Here is a 15,192-nt window from a genome sequence, read left to right as displayed (position 1 = left end):
GTTTTACGCCTCCACGTCGAACATGTCGCGCAGGCCGTCACCGAGAAGGTTGAAGCCGAGCGTGGCGTAGAAGATGGCGAAGCCGGGGGCGAGTACTTCCCACCATTTCTCCGGCAGGAACTGGCGACCGTCGGCCACCATCGAGCCGAGATCGGGCGTCGGCGGCTTCACCCCGAAGCCGAGGAAGGAAAGCGTCGCGCCGAACAGGATGACGAAGGCGGCATCGAGCGTCGTCTTGACCGAGATGACCGAGACGCAGTTGGGCAGGATTTCGCGAAACAGGATATGCAGCGGGCCGGCGCCGGCAAGTCGTGAAGCTTCGATAAAGTCCTCGGTCGCGATCGAGCGGGTGACGCGATAGACGAGCCGGGCGTGCCAGGTCCACCAGAGCAGGGTGATCGCAATCATCGCGTTGATCAGGTTCGGCTGGAGGATGTTGCCGATGGCAAGCGCCATGACCAGCGGCGGCATGGCAAGCATGACATTGGTGAGCCCGGTGATGATGCGCTCCCACCAGCCGCCGAAATAGCCGGAGACCATGCCGAGCACCGCGCCGACCGGCACGGAGATGCCGAGGACGCCGACCACCAGCAGAAGCGAAACGCGGAAACCGAAGATCGTGCGCGAGAAGATGTCGCGCCCGGCCTTGTCCGTGCCGAACCAGTTGATGGCATTCGGCGCCACATGGCGGTTGCGGAAATCGACGACGGCGCCGACATGGTCGGGAAACGGCGTGATCCAGGGGGCCGCGGCCGCCATCAGCAGGACCGACAGCACGATCAGCCCGCCGATGACGGCGGCCGGATTGCGGCTGAAGCGATACCAGGTCATGTAGCCTGCTGTCAGGCCTGTCTGCTCGCTCATTGTCCAGCCTCCCCGAGGCGCAGGCGCGGGTCGATGATGCTGACGACGATGTCGATGACGAGATTGGCGACGATGAAGAAGACGCCGGAGACCAGGACCACGGCCATCAGCGCATTCAGATCCTTCTGCAGGATGGCGGTCAGGCCGTAGGAGGCGAAGCCACCCCAGGAAAACACCATCTCGACCACGAAAGCGTTGCCGATCAGCGAGGCGAATTCGAGCCCCATGATCGTCAGCGGTGCGATCGACGACAGCTTCAGCAGATAGCGGAACACGATCACCGGCTCGGGCACGCCAAAGGATTTCAGGGTGAGAACATGGTCGCGCCGAAGATTGTCGATCATGGCGGAACGGGTGATGCGGGTGATCTGGCCGATACCGGCCATGGCCAGCGCGGTGGCGGGCAGCGCGAGGTGGGCGAGCGCGCTCAAAAACACATCGCCGCGGCCGGCGAGCACGGCGTCGACCAGCAGAAAGCCGGTAGGCCCGGACGGCGCGCCGAGACCGTAGTCGACGCGGCCGAGAATGGGCCATGACGGAAAGAAGCGGGCGGCGACGAGCTGCAGCGTGATCGCGAACAGAAAGGCCGGGATGGTGACGCCGACAAGCGAAAACAGCCGCCCGGCATTGTCGATCCAGCTGTTGCGATAGCGGGCGGTGATGACGCCGAGGGGGATGGCGAAGATAAGCTCGATAATCACCGTGGCGATGATCAACTCAAGCGTTGCCGGCAGGAATTCCCCGATGTCCCGGCTCACCGGGTTGCCGGAGACGATCGAGTCCCCGAGATCGCCCTGAAGCGCCTTGCCGATATAGCGGCCATATTGCACCAGGATGGGCTGGTCGAGCCCCATGCGTTCTCGAAGCTGGTCGACCTGGCCCTGTGTCGCGCTCGGGCCGAGCGTCATGCGGGCCGGATCGCCGGGCACCACGCGGGCGAGCACGAAGATCATCAGCGACAATACGAAAAGAACCAGCACGAAGCCGGCAAGCCGCCTGACAAAAATCTCCAGATAGCGCAGGTGCATCGAATGCGCCGCTCCATAGCCTCGGCCCTGTCGGGGCCACTGTTCCCTTTATGCCGCCGACAATCGTGGGTGTGCCGGCGGTGATCTTATGGGTTCAGTCTGAAGGGCTGAAAAAGATGCGACAAGATAGAAAAGGTCTAGGTTTTTAAGAATAAGGGACAGGTTTTGCAATGCGCGACCGACCTGGCGGCGGGTCAGTGCAACCAGTTGCGCGCCCGCGCCACCGCAATGGCCTCGCGGCGTCTTGTACAGCCGAGCTTGCGGTAAAGATTGGTCACGTGGAATTTGACCGTCGATTCCGAGATACCGAGCCGGCCGGCAATGAACTTGTTAGAGGCGCCCTCGCAGATCATCAGCAGAATGCGAACCTCGCGACGCGACAACCCGGATTCCTGCTCGATCGTGCGCCCTTTGATGCCGGTTTCGGACAACCGTTTCATGATCCGGCGGGCCGGGCCTGCCGCCGAGACAAAACCTTCGATGCGGCTGTCGCCCATCAGCTCGCCGAGAAACCGGCGTTCCTCCTGAAGTGGCGCGATCGTGCCGGTGCGGGCGGCATCATCGAACATGCGCTGCAGAACCGCGCGGGCTTCCGTCGCCCGGCCGGTCCGTTTCAACACGAAGGCCAGCCATATCTGCAGCGCACGCCGCTGGCGGCCCGTCACCCTTTCGTTGGCAATCATCGCATTGATCTGGCGGTCCAGATAGGCGCGGTCTGGTCGCTCATGGACGATCTGTCGGAGCCATGCGAAGGCCACCTCGATTTCATCGTGCATCGAAAGCCGGGCGAGTTCGTCCAGCGCAGCCTCGACCCGTGTGCGGTTGATCCGCATCTGCATGGCGGAAAGGGTCGCGGCGGCATCGTTCCAGCGGTTGCCGTTCTGCATCACCAGCGCGGCGCGGATTTCGATCATGAACCGCAGCTGGCGGTCATGCGTCTGGTGGAGGCGCCAGCGATCCAGAAAGCCGAGCGCGGATATCGTTGAAAAATGTTCGCTGAGCGCCTGGCTGCCGTAGTGGAGCGCGAATTCGACGAGGCTTGGCCAGGTTTCGGCCTGTGAAAACGTATCGAATTCATGGTTGATGAAGGCAATCAGCACCTGCGGGCGGCCATCCTCATAGGCGTGGCAGGCTTCGATCAGCCGCAGGATCCGCGCGTCGGCAGGGCTTTCGAAGCCGACCGCCGCCATGTGCCGCCGGGCTTCGGCGATGCGGCTGCCGGCGCCGATGGCGTCGCCCGAAAGCAACCGGATCACGGCCTGATGGACGCAGATGTAGAAGACAAGCAGCGGAACGCCGGCCGCACGATAGCTGGAGAGCGCATGCGCCGCAGCCATTTCGGCCTCGTTGAAGCGGCGCTGACGGATATAGAATTCAAGCACGGCATTATAGAATGACCCGCGCAGCAGCGCCGCTTCCAGAGGCAACTCGTCGAGATAGTCGTAAAGCCGCTCGAACATGGCGTCGGTGATGACGATATCCTCATAGATCATCATCACCAGCCGGAAGCCCTTGAACGACAGGGAGTAGGGCGCGCCACCCGCAAAGACGGCCATCGGGTCGAGGCTCTGGCGGCCGAAACGATCGGCGATCAGCTTCTTCGCCCGCCCCGTCTCGCCGGCCTTGAGCGCTCGCATGGCATTGGCGATCACCACGGTCTCGTTATCGGCCGAAATCGCGGGGCTGAAGCCCGAAAGCACACGGGCATACGCCTCAGGGCCATCGATATGGATATAGAAAACCCCACCCGCCTCGGCAAAAAGACGGACGGCCGGTTCCTCCATCCCGGCGGACTGAAGCGCGGATATTGCCTTTTCAGTGTGGCCGGACCGATGCAGCGCGCGGGCAAGCGGCGTCGCCGCCTCGAAGCGCTCCATGCGCCGCCCGATCTCCTCATTGGCCGCATCGCGCACGATCCCGCGCAGTTCGCCGCTGGCGCAGGCCGAGAGGATGCCGTCGGCCGTCCTCTCGACGAAAGGCAGGAATGGCAGCTCGGCGGCGCTCCCAGCAATCGCGTGGCCGTTGAACATCCGCCAGAGGGTGGCGAGTTGCATGGCTGTCAGCGGGCGCAGGATTTCAAAACCGATATAGGCTTTGAACTGATGCCGTCTTGCGGGGTCTTCAAGATCGACGCCATGAAGAACCGGCCAGCCGCATTGATAGCGATGCGCGGGATCGCCTTCCGGCAGCAGCAGGTCATGATCGTCGAGAAAAAGGGCATCGCCATGGACGATCAAGCGCTCGATCCCCGGCACATCCGTTTCGGGTCGGCGGGCGATGACCACCCGCTCGAAGTGTTCGAAGAATGCTTCGTCGAAGGCGATGGTTTCAGCCCGGGATGGAATATCCCACAGGAACGTCCGCCCGGTCGCCGTCCCATCCGCTTCCGGGGTCGTACACACGGTGACATCAAGGGCCTTTGAGAGTTTCCTCAGAAGCAGGCTCTTGCCCATGCCGGCGACGGCGGTGATGACGATGAACTTGCGGGCGCTGGCGCTCACCCGCTCTGCGAGCATGTCGATGTGAGCCACATTCGCCATCTCGCCGTCCATATCCACCTTGCTTTCAATTGCGAAGCCAGCGCCGGGCGGCGCTCACAATCGGGGCCATGCCGTTGCAATGACCTTCAATGCATTGCGAGTTTGTCGCCGCAATATAGCGTTTGTCGACGATTGTGTTCGCCTGTGTCAATCAAGGTTGCTTTTCTGCAGAAGAATCAGCCTGTCATTCGGGACGGTGCCGGGGCCTCACGTGCTTTTGATCGTTCAAAGACGTATAGAGCAAGTTCGGTGTCGTCGAACGACTATGCCGAATTACAGCGACATCTTGAGCCGCCGGCCACCGGTCTCAGGCTCAAGGTTTACCAGCAGCAGAAGCCGCCATCGACCAGCAGGTCGACGCCGGTGCAGTAGGAGGATGCGTCGGAGAGCAGGAATATGGCGGGGCCGACCATTTCGTCGACGCTTGCCATGCGCTGCATCGGCGTCTGGCTTTCGAATTCCTTGGTCTGGTGCACCATTTCAGGCCGGGTGTTCATCGGCGTGGCGGTATAGCCGGGGCTGATCGAGTTGACGCGAATGCCGCGATCGACCCATTCCATCGCCATCGATTTCGACATGTGGATCACGCCGGCCTTGGACGCGTTGTAGTGCACCTGGTTGAGGCCGCGATTGACGATCACGCCGGACATCGAGGCGATGTTGACGATCGAGCCGCCCTTGCCGTGGGAAAGCATGGCACGCGCTTCTGCCCGGCACGACAGCCATACGCCCTTCATGTTGATGTCCATCAGCGTCTGATACTGATCCTCGGGCATTTCCTCGCAAGGGTTGGCATTGGCGATGCCCGCGGCATTCAGCGCCAGACGCAGCGGCCCGAGTTCGGCTTCGGTTTTCGCAACGGCGTCCTCAAGGGCCGCCTCCGAGGTCACATCGGCGGCGATCTGCAAGGACCGGCGTCCGGTCTTCGCGATGAAGGCGGCGGTGTTCGCAAGCCCGTCATCCGTGCGCCGGTCGACGAGCGCGACGTCGGCGCCGCACTGGGCAAGTCCCATGGCGATGCGCTGGCCGATGCCGCTGCCGGCGCCCGTCACCAGAGCCACCCGGCCCGAAAGATCGAACAGGGCCGGAGCGTTCAAACTGATTGCGGCGTCATTCATGATGGTGACCTTCTTCTCGTCCGGCGGCAACGGGTCGCGCCCGTTTAAAGCCGGCTCTCTTGATCTGGCGTCGGGAAGCTTCTTCCGGACGCGTTATGACATGATCAGGCCGCCATCGACATTGATGGTCTGGCCGGTGATGTATTCGGCGTCATCGCTGGCGAGGAAGGCGATCAGGCCGGCAACATCCTTGCCTTCGCCTGCGCGCTTCATCGGAATGTTCTCCACCCAGCTCGCCATCAGTTCGCCGGGGCCGAAATCGCCGAGCATCTTGCCCCAGACGCGGTCGTTATAATCCCACATATCGGTCTTGATGATGCCGGGGCAGATGGCGTTGACGGTGATGTTGTCGAGCGCCACTTCCTTGGCAAGGCTCTGGGTCATGCCCATGACGCCGAATTTCGAGGCGGCATAATGCGGGGTGTAGATGAACCCGTCGCGCGCCTGGCCGGAGGCGATGTTGATCAGTCGCCCGCCCTTGCCCGAAGCGCGCATGTGGCGGATCGCCTGCTGGCAGCACAGGAACGCGCCCTTGGTGTTGACCGCCATCGTGGCATCCCACTCGGCAACCGTCAGGTCCTCGACCTTGGCGATGGTGATGATGCCGGCGTTCTGCACGGAGATATCGACGCCGCCGAACTCAGCTTCAGCGCGGTCGTAAAGCGCCTTGACGGCTTCCGGGTCGGTCACGTCGCAGATCACGCCGGCCGTCTTCGCGCCGGTCGCCTCCGAAAGCGACTGCGCCGCCTGTTCGACCTCGGCCTCGACGGAGGCGATCACGAGATTGGCGCCCTCCTGCGCAAACCGGGTGGCGATCGCAAGCCCGATGCCCTTGTTGCCGCCGGTAACGACAATGGTTTTGCCCTTGAAGCGGTTCATGGTGAACTCCCTGTATGTGTCAGGCCGTAGCCAGTTCCATCACCGAGATGTCATTGGCCTCGCTGTGGTCCAGAATACCCGTCTGCCGTCCGGCCGCCATCACGAGGATGCGGTTGGAGACGCCGAGCACCTCCTCGAGGTCAGAACTGACGACGATCACGGCGACGCCGTTCTCGGCAAGATCGTGAATGATTTCATAGATCGAGGATCGCGCGCCGACATCGATGCCGCGGGTCGGCTCGTCGAGCAGCACGACGCGCGGATTGCGGGCGAGCCATTTGGCGATCACCACCTTCTGCTGGTTGCCGCCGGACATCTCGCCCGCCTTCTGGTGGCCTTTGCCCTTGACGCCGAATTTCGCGATATTGTCGTCGGCGAAGGCGCGGATACGGTTCCTGCTCAGCCAGCCGCCGCGGCCGACCGTCTCGAAATTCGAATAAGCGATATTCTCGGCGATCGTGTGATCGAGGATCACGCCCTGCAGCTTGCGGTCCTCCGGCACAAGCACGATGCCGTTGGCGATCGCCTCTGCCGGCGAGGCGGGGGTGATGTCCTCGCCGTTCAGCGTGATCGTGCCGGCGGCGATCGGGTCGGCGCCGGCAATGGCGCGCACCAGTTCGGTGCGCCCCGCGCCCACGAGCCCGGCTATGCCGAAGATTTCGCCGCGCCGGACCGAGAAGCTCACATCGTTGAACCGCCCGCTCGGCCCCGAAAGGCCCTTGACCTCCAGCACGGTCTCCTCGCTCGGCTGGTGCAGCGGCGGAAACATCTGTTCCATGCTGCGGCCCACCATCGCTTCGACAATGGTGCGCACCGGCAGGTCGGCGGTATCGAACTCCTGAACCTTGTCGCCATCGCGCATGACCACGATGCGGTCGGCGATCTGCCTGATCTCTTCCAGCCGGTGGGAAATGTAGATGATCCCGACGCCCTCGGCCTTCAGCCGCTCGATCTGCTTGAACAGGAGCCGGGTTTCCTCGCCGCCGAGCGCGGCTGTCGGCTCGTCGAGGATGAGGAGCTTCGCGTTGAGCGTCAGCGCCTTGGCGATCTCGATCAGCTGCTGGCTCGCCGTCGACAGGTTCTCGACCTTGCGGCGCGGCGAAATATTGAGGCCGAGCCGTTCCAGACCGTGCTCGGCGCGCCGGTTCATCTCGGCGCGGTCGACACGTCCGTTCCTCATCGGATAGCGGCCGACGAAGATGTTTTCCGCGATCGTCAGATGCGGCAGCAGCAGCAGTTCCTGATGGATCATGCCGACGCCGGCGTCGATCGCCTCGCGCGGGTTGGCGGGCGCGTAGGCCGCGCCCTGCCAGGTCATCGCGCCGGACGAGGGGAGGACCGTTCCGGAGATGACGTTTGAAACGGTGGATTTACCGGCGCCGTTTTCGCCGAGCAGCGCCACGACTTCGCCGGCATGGATATCCAGATCGATCCCGTGCAGCACCTCGACAGGTCCATAGGACTTGCGAATGCCCCTCAGGGACAGGATTGGAGATTTGCCGTTTTCCGTCATGGCGCCGCCCTTTATCTATGTCGCGTCGTCCGCAGGATTACGGATGGTTCTCGACGAACTGCGGCGCATTCTCGCAGGTGGTCAGAACCGCATTCGGTGTCTGGCGCTCCGGCACGCTCTCGCCGGCGGCAACCTTAATCGCGGAATCGACGGCAAGACGGCCCATCATCTGGGTGCTCTGGGTAGCGGTCGCCACGAACGGACCTTCGCACTTGGCAAGGTATTCGAGCGCCGCGACGTCGCCGTCATAGCCGCCGATGATGACCTGGTCGGAGAGGCCTGCAACGTCCACAGCCTTGGCGGCGCCCATGGCGAGACCGTCAGCCTGACCGAAGATCAGCTTCAGGTCCGGATGCGCCTGCAGCATGTTCTGGGCGATGGAGAAGCCTTCGTCGGGCGACCACATCTGGCTCCACTGTTCGGTGACCAGCTCAACGTTCGGATTTTCCTCGATCGCGCGCATGCAGCCCTTGGTGCGGTCGACTTCCGGCGTCGTGCCCTTCTGGCCGTGGATCATCGCCATCTTGCCCTCGCCGCCGGCGAGATCGATGATGTGCTTGCAGACCTGATAGGCGGATTCGACGCTCTCGCCGGCAATGAAGGTATCGCCCGGCGCGCCTTCGGGCGTGCGGTCGACATTGATCACCGGAATGCCTTCAGCGCGGGCGAGGCGGGTCGGGACGGCGGCCGCTGCCGCGCCCGCGGGGATGTAGATGAAGGCGTCGATGCCCTGGGTCATCAGGTCCTGAACCTGGCTGACCTGGGTCGCGGTATCGTTCTTGGCATCGACCACGATGACCTCGATACCTTTTTCCTTGCCGTAGTTTTCAACGCCAAGCTTGATCTGGTTGAAGAAGTCGGCCTGCAGGTTCGGCACGGCCAGGCCGATCTTGTTGACGTCTTCGGCGAGCGCCGGTCCGGCCAGTGCTGCGGATGCGAGCGCAGCCGCGATGATTTTCTTGTAGGTTTTCACGATATTCTCCTCCTGGTGTTTGGGTTTTCAACCCTGTTGAAGCCCGGTTCCGGGCCCATTGTCTGGCCGGCCTGAGCCGGCCGAAATCTACCTGCTCCTGTGCTTGAAGGTTTCGGCAGCGACCGCGAGCACGATGACCGCGCCGATGATGACGGCCTGCAGAAACGGCGAGACCGACAGAAGGTTGAGGCCGTTGCGCAACACGCCGATGATCAGCACCCCGATGATCGTGCCGACGACGCCGCCCGATCCGCCCGAAAGGCTGGTGCCGCCGATGACCACGGCCGCGATCGCATCGAGCTCGTAGGAAACGCCGGAGCTTGGCTGCACGGAATCGAGCCTTGCGGCCAGAAGTACGCCGGCAAGGCCCGCCAGAGCCGCGCAGCTCGTATAGACCAGGATCGTGGTTCTGCGGACATTGATGCCGGCAAGGCGCGCGACTTCAGCATTGCCCCCGATCGCGTAGAGCACGCGGCCGCCCTGGCGATAGCGCAGGAACAGGATCGCGACGACGAACACCGCCAGCATGACGGCGACCGTCATGGTCAGGAACCCGCCATAGCGGATGATCGCGCTCATGTTGAACCAGGGCGCGAAACCGATGATCTGCGAGCCGTTTGTGATCATGTTGGCAAGCCCGCGCGCGACCGACATCATCGCCAGCGTGGCAATGAAGGCGGGCACCTTGAATTCGGTGATCATCAGCCCCGACACGATGCCGCAGACCGCGGCGGCGGCGAGCGCGCCCGCGATGGCGACGATCATCGGCATGCCGGCTTCGACATTGAGATAGCCGAGCACCATCATCGCCAGCGCCAGCACGGAGCCGACGGAGAGATCGATGCCGCCGATCAAAATGACGAAGGTCATGCCGACGGCCATGATGCCGAGCACGGTGATCTGGTCGAGAATGTTCAGGAAATTGCGGAAGGACAGAAACGAGTCGGTCGCGAAGGTCAGGAAGATGCACAGCAGCACCAGACCGATCAGCGGCCCGGTCGCGCCCGACAGCGATACCACCTCCGAAAGGCGCGGCTTCTGCGCAGGAGACTCCTGTGTCATCGCCATGTTTTCCTCCTCCATGCGCATATGTATTCACACTTGATGGAAAATCCATAACGGATGCATTTAGGCGTGTCAAGCCGTGGCTGAATTACAAATTTCCTTCGCGAAAGCTTTCTTCTCTCTATTTTCTTCGTGAGAATGGAATGACTATCTTGGCTTTGCGGCGCCCAGTCCGCCTTGACAAAGATCGATTGCGCATGTTTAATGGTATAAGAATAATTATGCATAGGTGACATATGGACCCCCAGGAACTGCGCGTTATCGCCAATCGCATCCGACGCCGCGATGTTACGGCTGTCTACGAAGCCGGTGCCGGCCATGTCGGCGGCGAAATGTCCGTCACCGATCTCCTGACCGCGCTCTACTTTCACACAATGAAGGTTGATCCCGCGGCCCCGCTCGATCCCGCGCGCGACCGGCTGGTTCTTTCGAAGGGCCATACGGCGCTCGCGCTCTACATTGTGCTCTCTGAAAAGGGCTTCATCGCGAAGGACGAGATTTCGACCTTCCTCAAGCACCGCTCGCGGCTCAACGGGCATCCCAACCGGGTCAAGGTTCCGGGCGTCGAAACCAATACCGGGCCGCTCGGCCATGGTCTTCCGGTCGCCGTCGGCATGGCGAAGGCGGCAAAGCTCGACAGGGCCGGCTGGCGCACCTTCGTCATCACCGGCGACGGCGAAATGCAGGAGGGATCCAACTGGGAGGCGATCATGGCCGGTGCCCATTTCGGCCTCGACAACCTGACGCTGATCATCGACCACAACCGCCTGCAGCAGGGCGCGCGGCTGGCCGACACCAATAATATCGCGCCGTTTGCGCCGAAGCTCGAAGCCTTCGGCTGGGCTGTTGAAGAAATCGACGGCCATGACATGGAGGCGATCTGCCGCGCGCTTTCTGCCGATGCCATCACCCCCGGCAGACCGAAATGCATCGTCGCCCACACCAACAAGGGCCACGGCATCTCCTTCATGTCGGACAATGTCGCCTGGCACCACAAGGTGCCGAATGAAGAACAATACCGCCAGGCCATGGCCGAACTCGAGGAGGCCATCCGATGAACATGCCGTTCGAAACCGCGAAACTGCACGACTGCCGCAACGCCTTCACCGAGACGCTGGAGCAACTGGCGGCACAGGACAGCAACATCGTCGCCGTCTGCAATGATTCCGTCGGCTCCTCCAAGCTCGGCGGCTTCGGCGAGAAATTTCCCGAGCGGCTGATCAATGTCGGCATTGCCGAGCAGAACATGGTCGGCGTCGGCGCGGGTCTCGCCAATGGCGGCAAGATCCCGTTCGTCTGCGCCGCAGCCCCGTTCCTGACCGGGCGCGCGCTGGAGCAGATCAAGGCCGATGTCGCCTATTCCGAAACCAATGTGAAGCTTGTCGGCATCTCCTCCGGCATGGCCTATGGCGAACTCGGCCCGACCCACCATTCGATCGAGGATTTCGCCTGGATCCGCGCATTGCCCAACGTGCCGGTGATTGCGCCCGCCGACCGCATCGAGACTGCCGCCGCCATTCGCTGGGCTGCTGAACACCAGGGCGGCTGCTTCCTGCGGCTCAGCCGCGTCGGCGTGCCGGACCTGCTTCCGGAAGGCCATCAGTTCAGACTCGGCAAGGCCGACATGCTGCGTGACGGCGACGCCCTCACCATTATCGCCAATGGGGTTCTGACCCACCGGGCGGTGCTGGCCGCCGCCATTCTTGAACAGCGCGGCATTGCCGCCCGCGTGCTCAACATGGCAAGTGTCAGGCCGATCGACGAGGATGCGATCATCGCCGCGGCCCGTGAGACCGGCGCGATCCTGACCTGCGAGGAGCACACGATCTTCGGCGGGCTGGGCAGCGCCGTCGCCGAAGTCGTGGTAGACGCCGCGCCCGTGCCGATGAAACGGCTTGGCGTGCCGGGCGTTTTCGCCCATACCGGTTCGGCCAACACGCTGCTGGACGATTTCGGCATGGCGCCTGAAGCGATCGCCGAAAGCGCCGAAGCGCTGATCGCGCGGAAGGGATGACATGACGGGCAAGGCGATCCTGGCGATTGACGAGGGCACCACCAATTCTAAGGCGGTGCTGGTCTCCCATGCCGGCGACATCATCGCCAGCGCCTCGGCCACCGTGCCCATCAGCCATCCGAAATCCGGCTGGGTCGAGCAGGATGCCGAGGCTATCTGGCAGGCAACCGCCATCGCGATTGCCGAATGCCTCAAGAAGGCGCCGGAGACCGAAATCGTCGCGCTCGGCATTTCCAATCAGCGGGAATCGATCCTGATCTGGGACCGCAATACCGGCCGCCCTCTTGGTCCGGTCATCAGCTGGCAGTGCCGCCGCACGGCCGACGCGTGCAGGGCGTTGCGCGAGGCCGGCTACGAAGCCGATGTCATCGCCCGCACCGGCCTGCCGCTCGATCCGATGTTTCCCGCAACCAAGGTCGCCTGGCTGCTCGACAATCACGGACGCGCGGCAAGCGACATCTGCATCGGCACCGTCGATAGCTGGCTGATCTGGAGGCTCTCCGGCGGCAGTGTCCATGCCACCGACCGATCGAATGCCGCACGCACCCAGCTTTTCAACCTCGCCGAAGGTTGCTGGGACGATGATCTCTGCAGGCTCTTCGGCGTCGATCCCGTCATGCTGCCTTCCGTGTTCGACAGCGCCCATATCTTTGCCGCCACAAAAGACGCCGGCGTCCTTCCAGACGGCCTTCCAATAGCGTCGGCCATCGGCGACAGCCATGCGGCGCTGTTCAGCCATGCCGCCTTTGCCACCGGCGACGGCAAGATGACATTCGGGACTGGCTCATCGGTGATGACGACGCTTGCCGACTACATCGTGCCGCCGGACGGGATCACCACCACCATCGCCTGGTCTATCGCCGGTCGCCCGACCTTCGCCTTCGAGGGCAATATTCTGGTCAGCGCCTCGATCTTTCCATGGACGGCGGAGTTGCTCGGTCTCGAAAGCGTCGAGGCGTTGCTTGTGCTTGCCGAAACCGTCGAGGATACCGGCGGCGTCGCGCTGGTGCCCGCCCATGTCGGGCTCGGCTCGCCGCACTGGGATGCCGATGCGCGCGGTCTCGTCTGCGGCCTGTCATTTTCCACCAAGCCGGCGCATATCGCCCGAGCCGCGGCCGAAAGCCTTGCCTTCCAGGTGCACGACGTCTACGCGATCATGGCGGGAGCGGCCGGTCATGTCGGGCGGATCTCCGTCGATGGCGGGCCGAGCCGCAACCGCTTCCTGATGCAACTCGTCGCGGATTATCTCGATCGCCCGGTCACGCCGTGCCGCAATGCCGAGGCGTCGGCGATCGGCGCGGCCCATCTGGCCGGGCTTGCTGTCGGTTTTTGGCCCGATCTGGAGGCGCTTTCGGCGCTTGCCCGACCCGAGCCTGAAATTGCGCCTGCCGTGCCGGCCGACAGGCGCGATCGTTCTATTGGAGAATGGACAAAAGCGATTGCCCGGACCACATTCGCCGTGTAGAGAATAAATATTCACACAAGCCACGACGAGCTAGCAGAGACCATGTCCCGCCTCAACGAATTACGGATGATCGCCCGCGTGGCGCAGATGTATCATATCGAGGGACAGCGTCAGTCGGAAATCGCCAAGCATCTCAGGATTTCGCAGGCGACGGTGTCGCGCATGCTGAAGCGCGCGCAGGAAGAAGAGATCGTCCGCACCACGGTGGTCGCCCCCTCCGGAACCTATGCCGAACTCGAATCCGGCCTCAGGAACCGGTTCGGCCTGTCCGAGGCGATCGTGGTCGAGTGTTCGGAGGATCGCGATGGCGCGATCATGGCGCGGATCGGCGAAGCGGCGGCGCATTTTCTTGAAGCGACGCTGCAGGCCGGCGAAATCATCGGGGTTTCGAGCTGGTCGGAAACCATTCTGCGAATGGTGGACAATATTCACCCGATGAAATCCGGCAAGGCCCGCTACGTGGTGCAGACGCTCGGCGGCATGGGCGATCCGACGGTCCAGATCCATGCCAACCAGCTCACGACCCGGCTGGCGCGGCTGACGGGCGCCGAGGCGCATCTTCTGAGCGCGCCGGGCGTGGCGCAATCGCGGGAGGCCAAGCTGGTGCTGCTCGGCGATACCTATGTGCGCCAGACCATGGAGCTGTTCTCCAGGATCACGCTGGCGATCGTCGGCATCGGCGCCATGGAGCCGTCCGGCATGCTGGCGCGCAGCGGCAACGTATTCTCCTCGCGCGAGCTTGCCGAAGTCGCCGAAGCCGGCGGCGTCGGCGATATCAGCCTGCGCTTCTTCAATGCCGAAGGCGGTTTCGTCAAGACGCCGCTGCACGATCGCGTGATCGGCATGACGCTCGAGGAACTGTCCAAGGTCGACCGCGTCATCGCGCTCGCCGGCGGCCGCTCCAAGACAGAAGCCATTCGCGGCGCGCTCCGCACCGGCGTCATCGACCTTCTGATTACCGACAGGTTCACCGCCGAACGCCTGCTCGAAGCGCAAGCTTGAGCGGCCGTTTCTGCCGCTGATATGGGTGTAGATGAACCGAGGGCGCGGCTTTCAACTTGTTTCGTTCGATTTTGCGCTTCAGCCGCTGACTCAAATCTCCAGCCGATCGACCCGGGTCCCGTTTTGAGCGTAAAAGTTCAGGCCTCATTTGAAATGTCGGTCATTACAAGGAATTTGCGCCAGAACCATAGCCGAAGGTGCAGTGGTTGGGATACTTGCTCGGCATGGTCTGTTGCACACCCGTTTGCATCGACATAACGAGGAGAACGATCGCACGACCAGACCGATCTGGTCCAGATCGCGGTAGAATGAAGCTCGGTTGCGATGACGAAATCAATGACAATCACAGGGCGTCTGATCCGGGCCATCGGGCCCGCGATGGCGCCCATTTCCCTTCGGGAATCCATCCGGGCGGGGCTCGGCGCCACGCTCGGTCTTGTCATCGTGGGACTGTTCGTTCTGGCGCCGACGGTGGATCTCAGGCTCGGGCTCTATCTCGTGGCGCCCTTCGGCGCGACTTCGGTTCTGATCTTTGCAGTGCCCAACAGCCCGTTGGCCCAGCCATGGTCCGCAATCGTCGGCAATACGCTTGCCGCAATTGTCGGCGTTGCCGTGTGTCTCACCGTTTCGGAGCCGTCGCTCCGCGTCGCCTTGGCGGTGGGCATTGCGATTGCGCTCATGAGCCTCGCCCGCGCCGTCCATCCGCCGGCCGGGGCTGTCGCAATGACCGC

At 63.0% G+C, this 15,192-nt stretch carries 13 protein-coding genes; 5 read left to right on the top strand and 8 right to left on the bottom strand.

The genetic code is table 11. The features are described from left to right. Positions 1-3: 3 nt before the first annotated feature. The 8 genes from K7H91_RS15355 to K7H91_RS15320 all read right to left on the bottom strand — a co-directional run bounded on the left by K7H91_RS15355 (position 4) and on the right by K7H91_RS15320 (position 9,977). Positions 4-864 carry an ABC transporter permease gene (locus K7H91_RS15355; protein ID WP_230721146.1) on the bottom strand — a complete coding sequence of 287 codons (861 nt, stop codon included), beginning with the start codon at positions 862-864 and terminating at the stop codon, positions 4-6. Then, a complete protein-coding gene (locus tag K7H91_RS15350) occupies positions 861-1,892 on the bottom strand; it encodes an ABC transporter permease (protein WP_230721145.1) in 1,032 nt (343 codons plus the stop codon). The genes K7H91_RS15355 and K7H91_RS15350 overlap by 4 nt, the downstream gene beginning before the upstream one ends. Positions 1,893-2,086: 194 nt before the next feature. Further along, on the bottom strand, positions 2,087-4,432 hold the full coding sequence (locus K7H91_RS15345; RefSeq protein WP_230721144.1) for a helix-turn-helix domain-containing protein: 2,346 nt from the start codon (positions 4,430-4,432) through the stop codon (positions 2,087-2,089). A 320-nt stretch (positions 4,433-4,752) separates the two neighbouring features. Beyond that, positions 4,753-5,550, bottom strand: coding sequence for an SDR family oxidoreductase (locus tag K7H91_RS15340; RefSeq protein ID WP_230721143.1), 798 nt, complete (start codon positions 5,548-5,550; stop codon positions 4,753-4,755). A 93-nt stretch (positions 5,551-5,643) separates the two neighbouring features. Further along, on the bottom strand, positions 5,644-6,429 hold the full coding sequence (locus tag K7H91_RS15335) for an SDR family NAD(P)-dependent oxidoreductase (protein ID WP_230721142.1): 786 nt from the start codon (positions 6,427-6,429) through the stop codon (positions 5,644-5,646). Positions 6,430-6,448: 19 nt separating this feature from the next. Further along, complete coding sequence (locus K7H91_RS15330; RefSeq protein ID WP_230721141.1) at positions 6,449-7,942, bottom strand: sugar ABC transporter ATP-binding protein; 1,494 nt, start codon at positions 7,940-7,942, stop codon at positions 6,449-6,451. A 37-nt stretch (positions 7,943-7,979) separates the two neighbouring features. After that, on the bottom strand, positions 7,980-8,915 hold the full coding sequence (locus K7H91_RS15325) for a substrate-binding domain-containing protein (protein WP_230721140.1): 936 nt from the start codon (positions 8,913-8,915) through the stop codon (positions 7,980-7,982). Positions 8,916-9,002: 87 nt separating this feature from the next. Further along, positions 9,003-9,977, bottom strand: coding sequence for an ABC transporter permease (locus K7H91_RS15320; protein ID WP_419197483.1), 975 nt, complete (start codon positions 9,975-9,977; stop codon positions 9,003-9,005). Between the two features lie 239 nt (positions 9,978-10,216). Here K7H91_RS15320 and K7H91_RS15315 point away from each other — a divergent pair, with 239 nt between their 5' ends. The 5 genes from K7H91_RS15315 to K7H91_RS15295 all read left to right on the top strand — a co-directional run. Then, on the top strand, positions 10,217-11,038 hold the full coding sequence (locus K7H91_RS15315; protein ID WP_230721138.1) for a transketolase: 822 nt from the start codon (positions 10,217-10,219) through the stop codon (positions 11,036-11,038). Continuing rightward, a complete protein-coding gene (locus tag K7H91_RS15310) occupies positions 11,035-11,994 on the top strand; it encodes a transketolase family protein (protein WP_230721137.1) in 960 nt (319 codons plus the stop codon). Before K7H91_RS15315 ends, K7H91_RS15310 begins: the two co-directional genes overlap by 4 nt. 1 nt (position 11,995) lies before the next feature. Further along, positions 11,996-13,459, top strand: a complete 1,464-nt coding sequence (locus K7H91_RS15305; RefSeq protein WP_230721136.1) for an FGGY family carbohydrate kinase — start codon at positions 11,996-11,998, stop codon at positions 13,457-13,459. Positions 13,460-13,501: 42 nt separating this feature from the next. Next, positions 13,502-14,461, top strand: a complete 960-nt coding sequence (locus K7H91_RS15300; RefSeq protein ID WP_230721135.1) for a sugar-binding transcriptional regulator — start codon at positions 13,502-13,504, stop codon at positions 14,459-14,461. A 378-nt stretch (positions 14,462-14,839) separates the two neighbouring features. Beyond that, a partial coding sequence (locus tag K7H91_RS15295; RefSeq protein ID WP_230721134.1) for an HPP family protein occupies positions 14,840-15,192 on the top strand: 353 nt, incomplete at its 3' end.

Source organism: Martelella mediterranea (assembly GCF_021021415.1).
GTDB classification, from domain to species: Bacteria; Pseudomonadota; Alphaproteobacteria; order Rhizobiales; family Rhizobiaceae; genus Martelella; species Martelella mediterranea_C.
The sequence above is the reverse complement of the archived record's forward strand: the minus strand, read 5'-3'. Positions and strand labels throughout refer to the sequence as shown.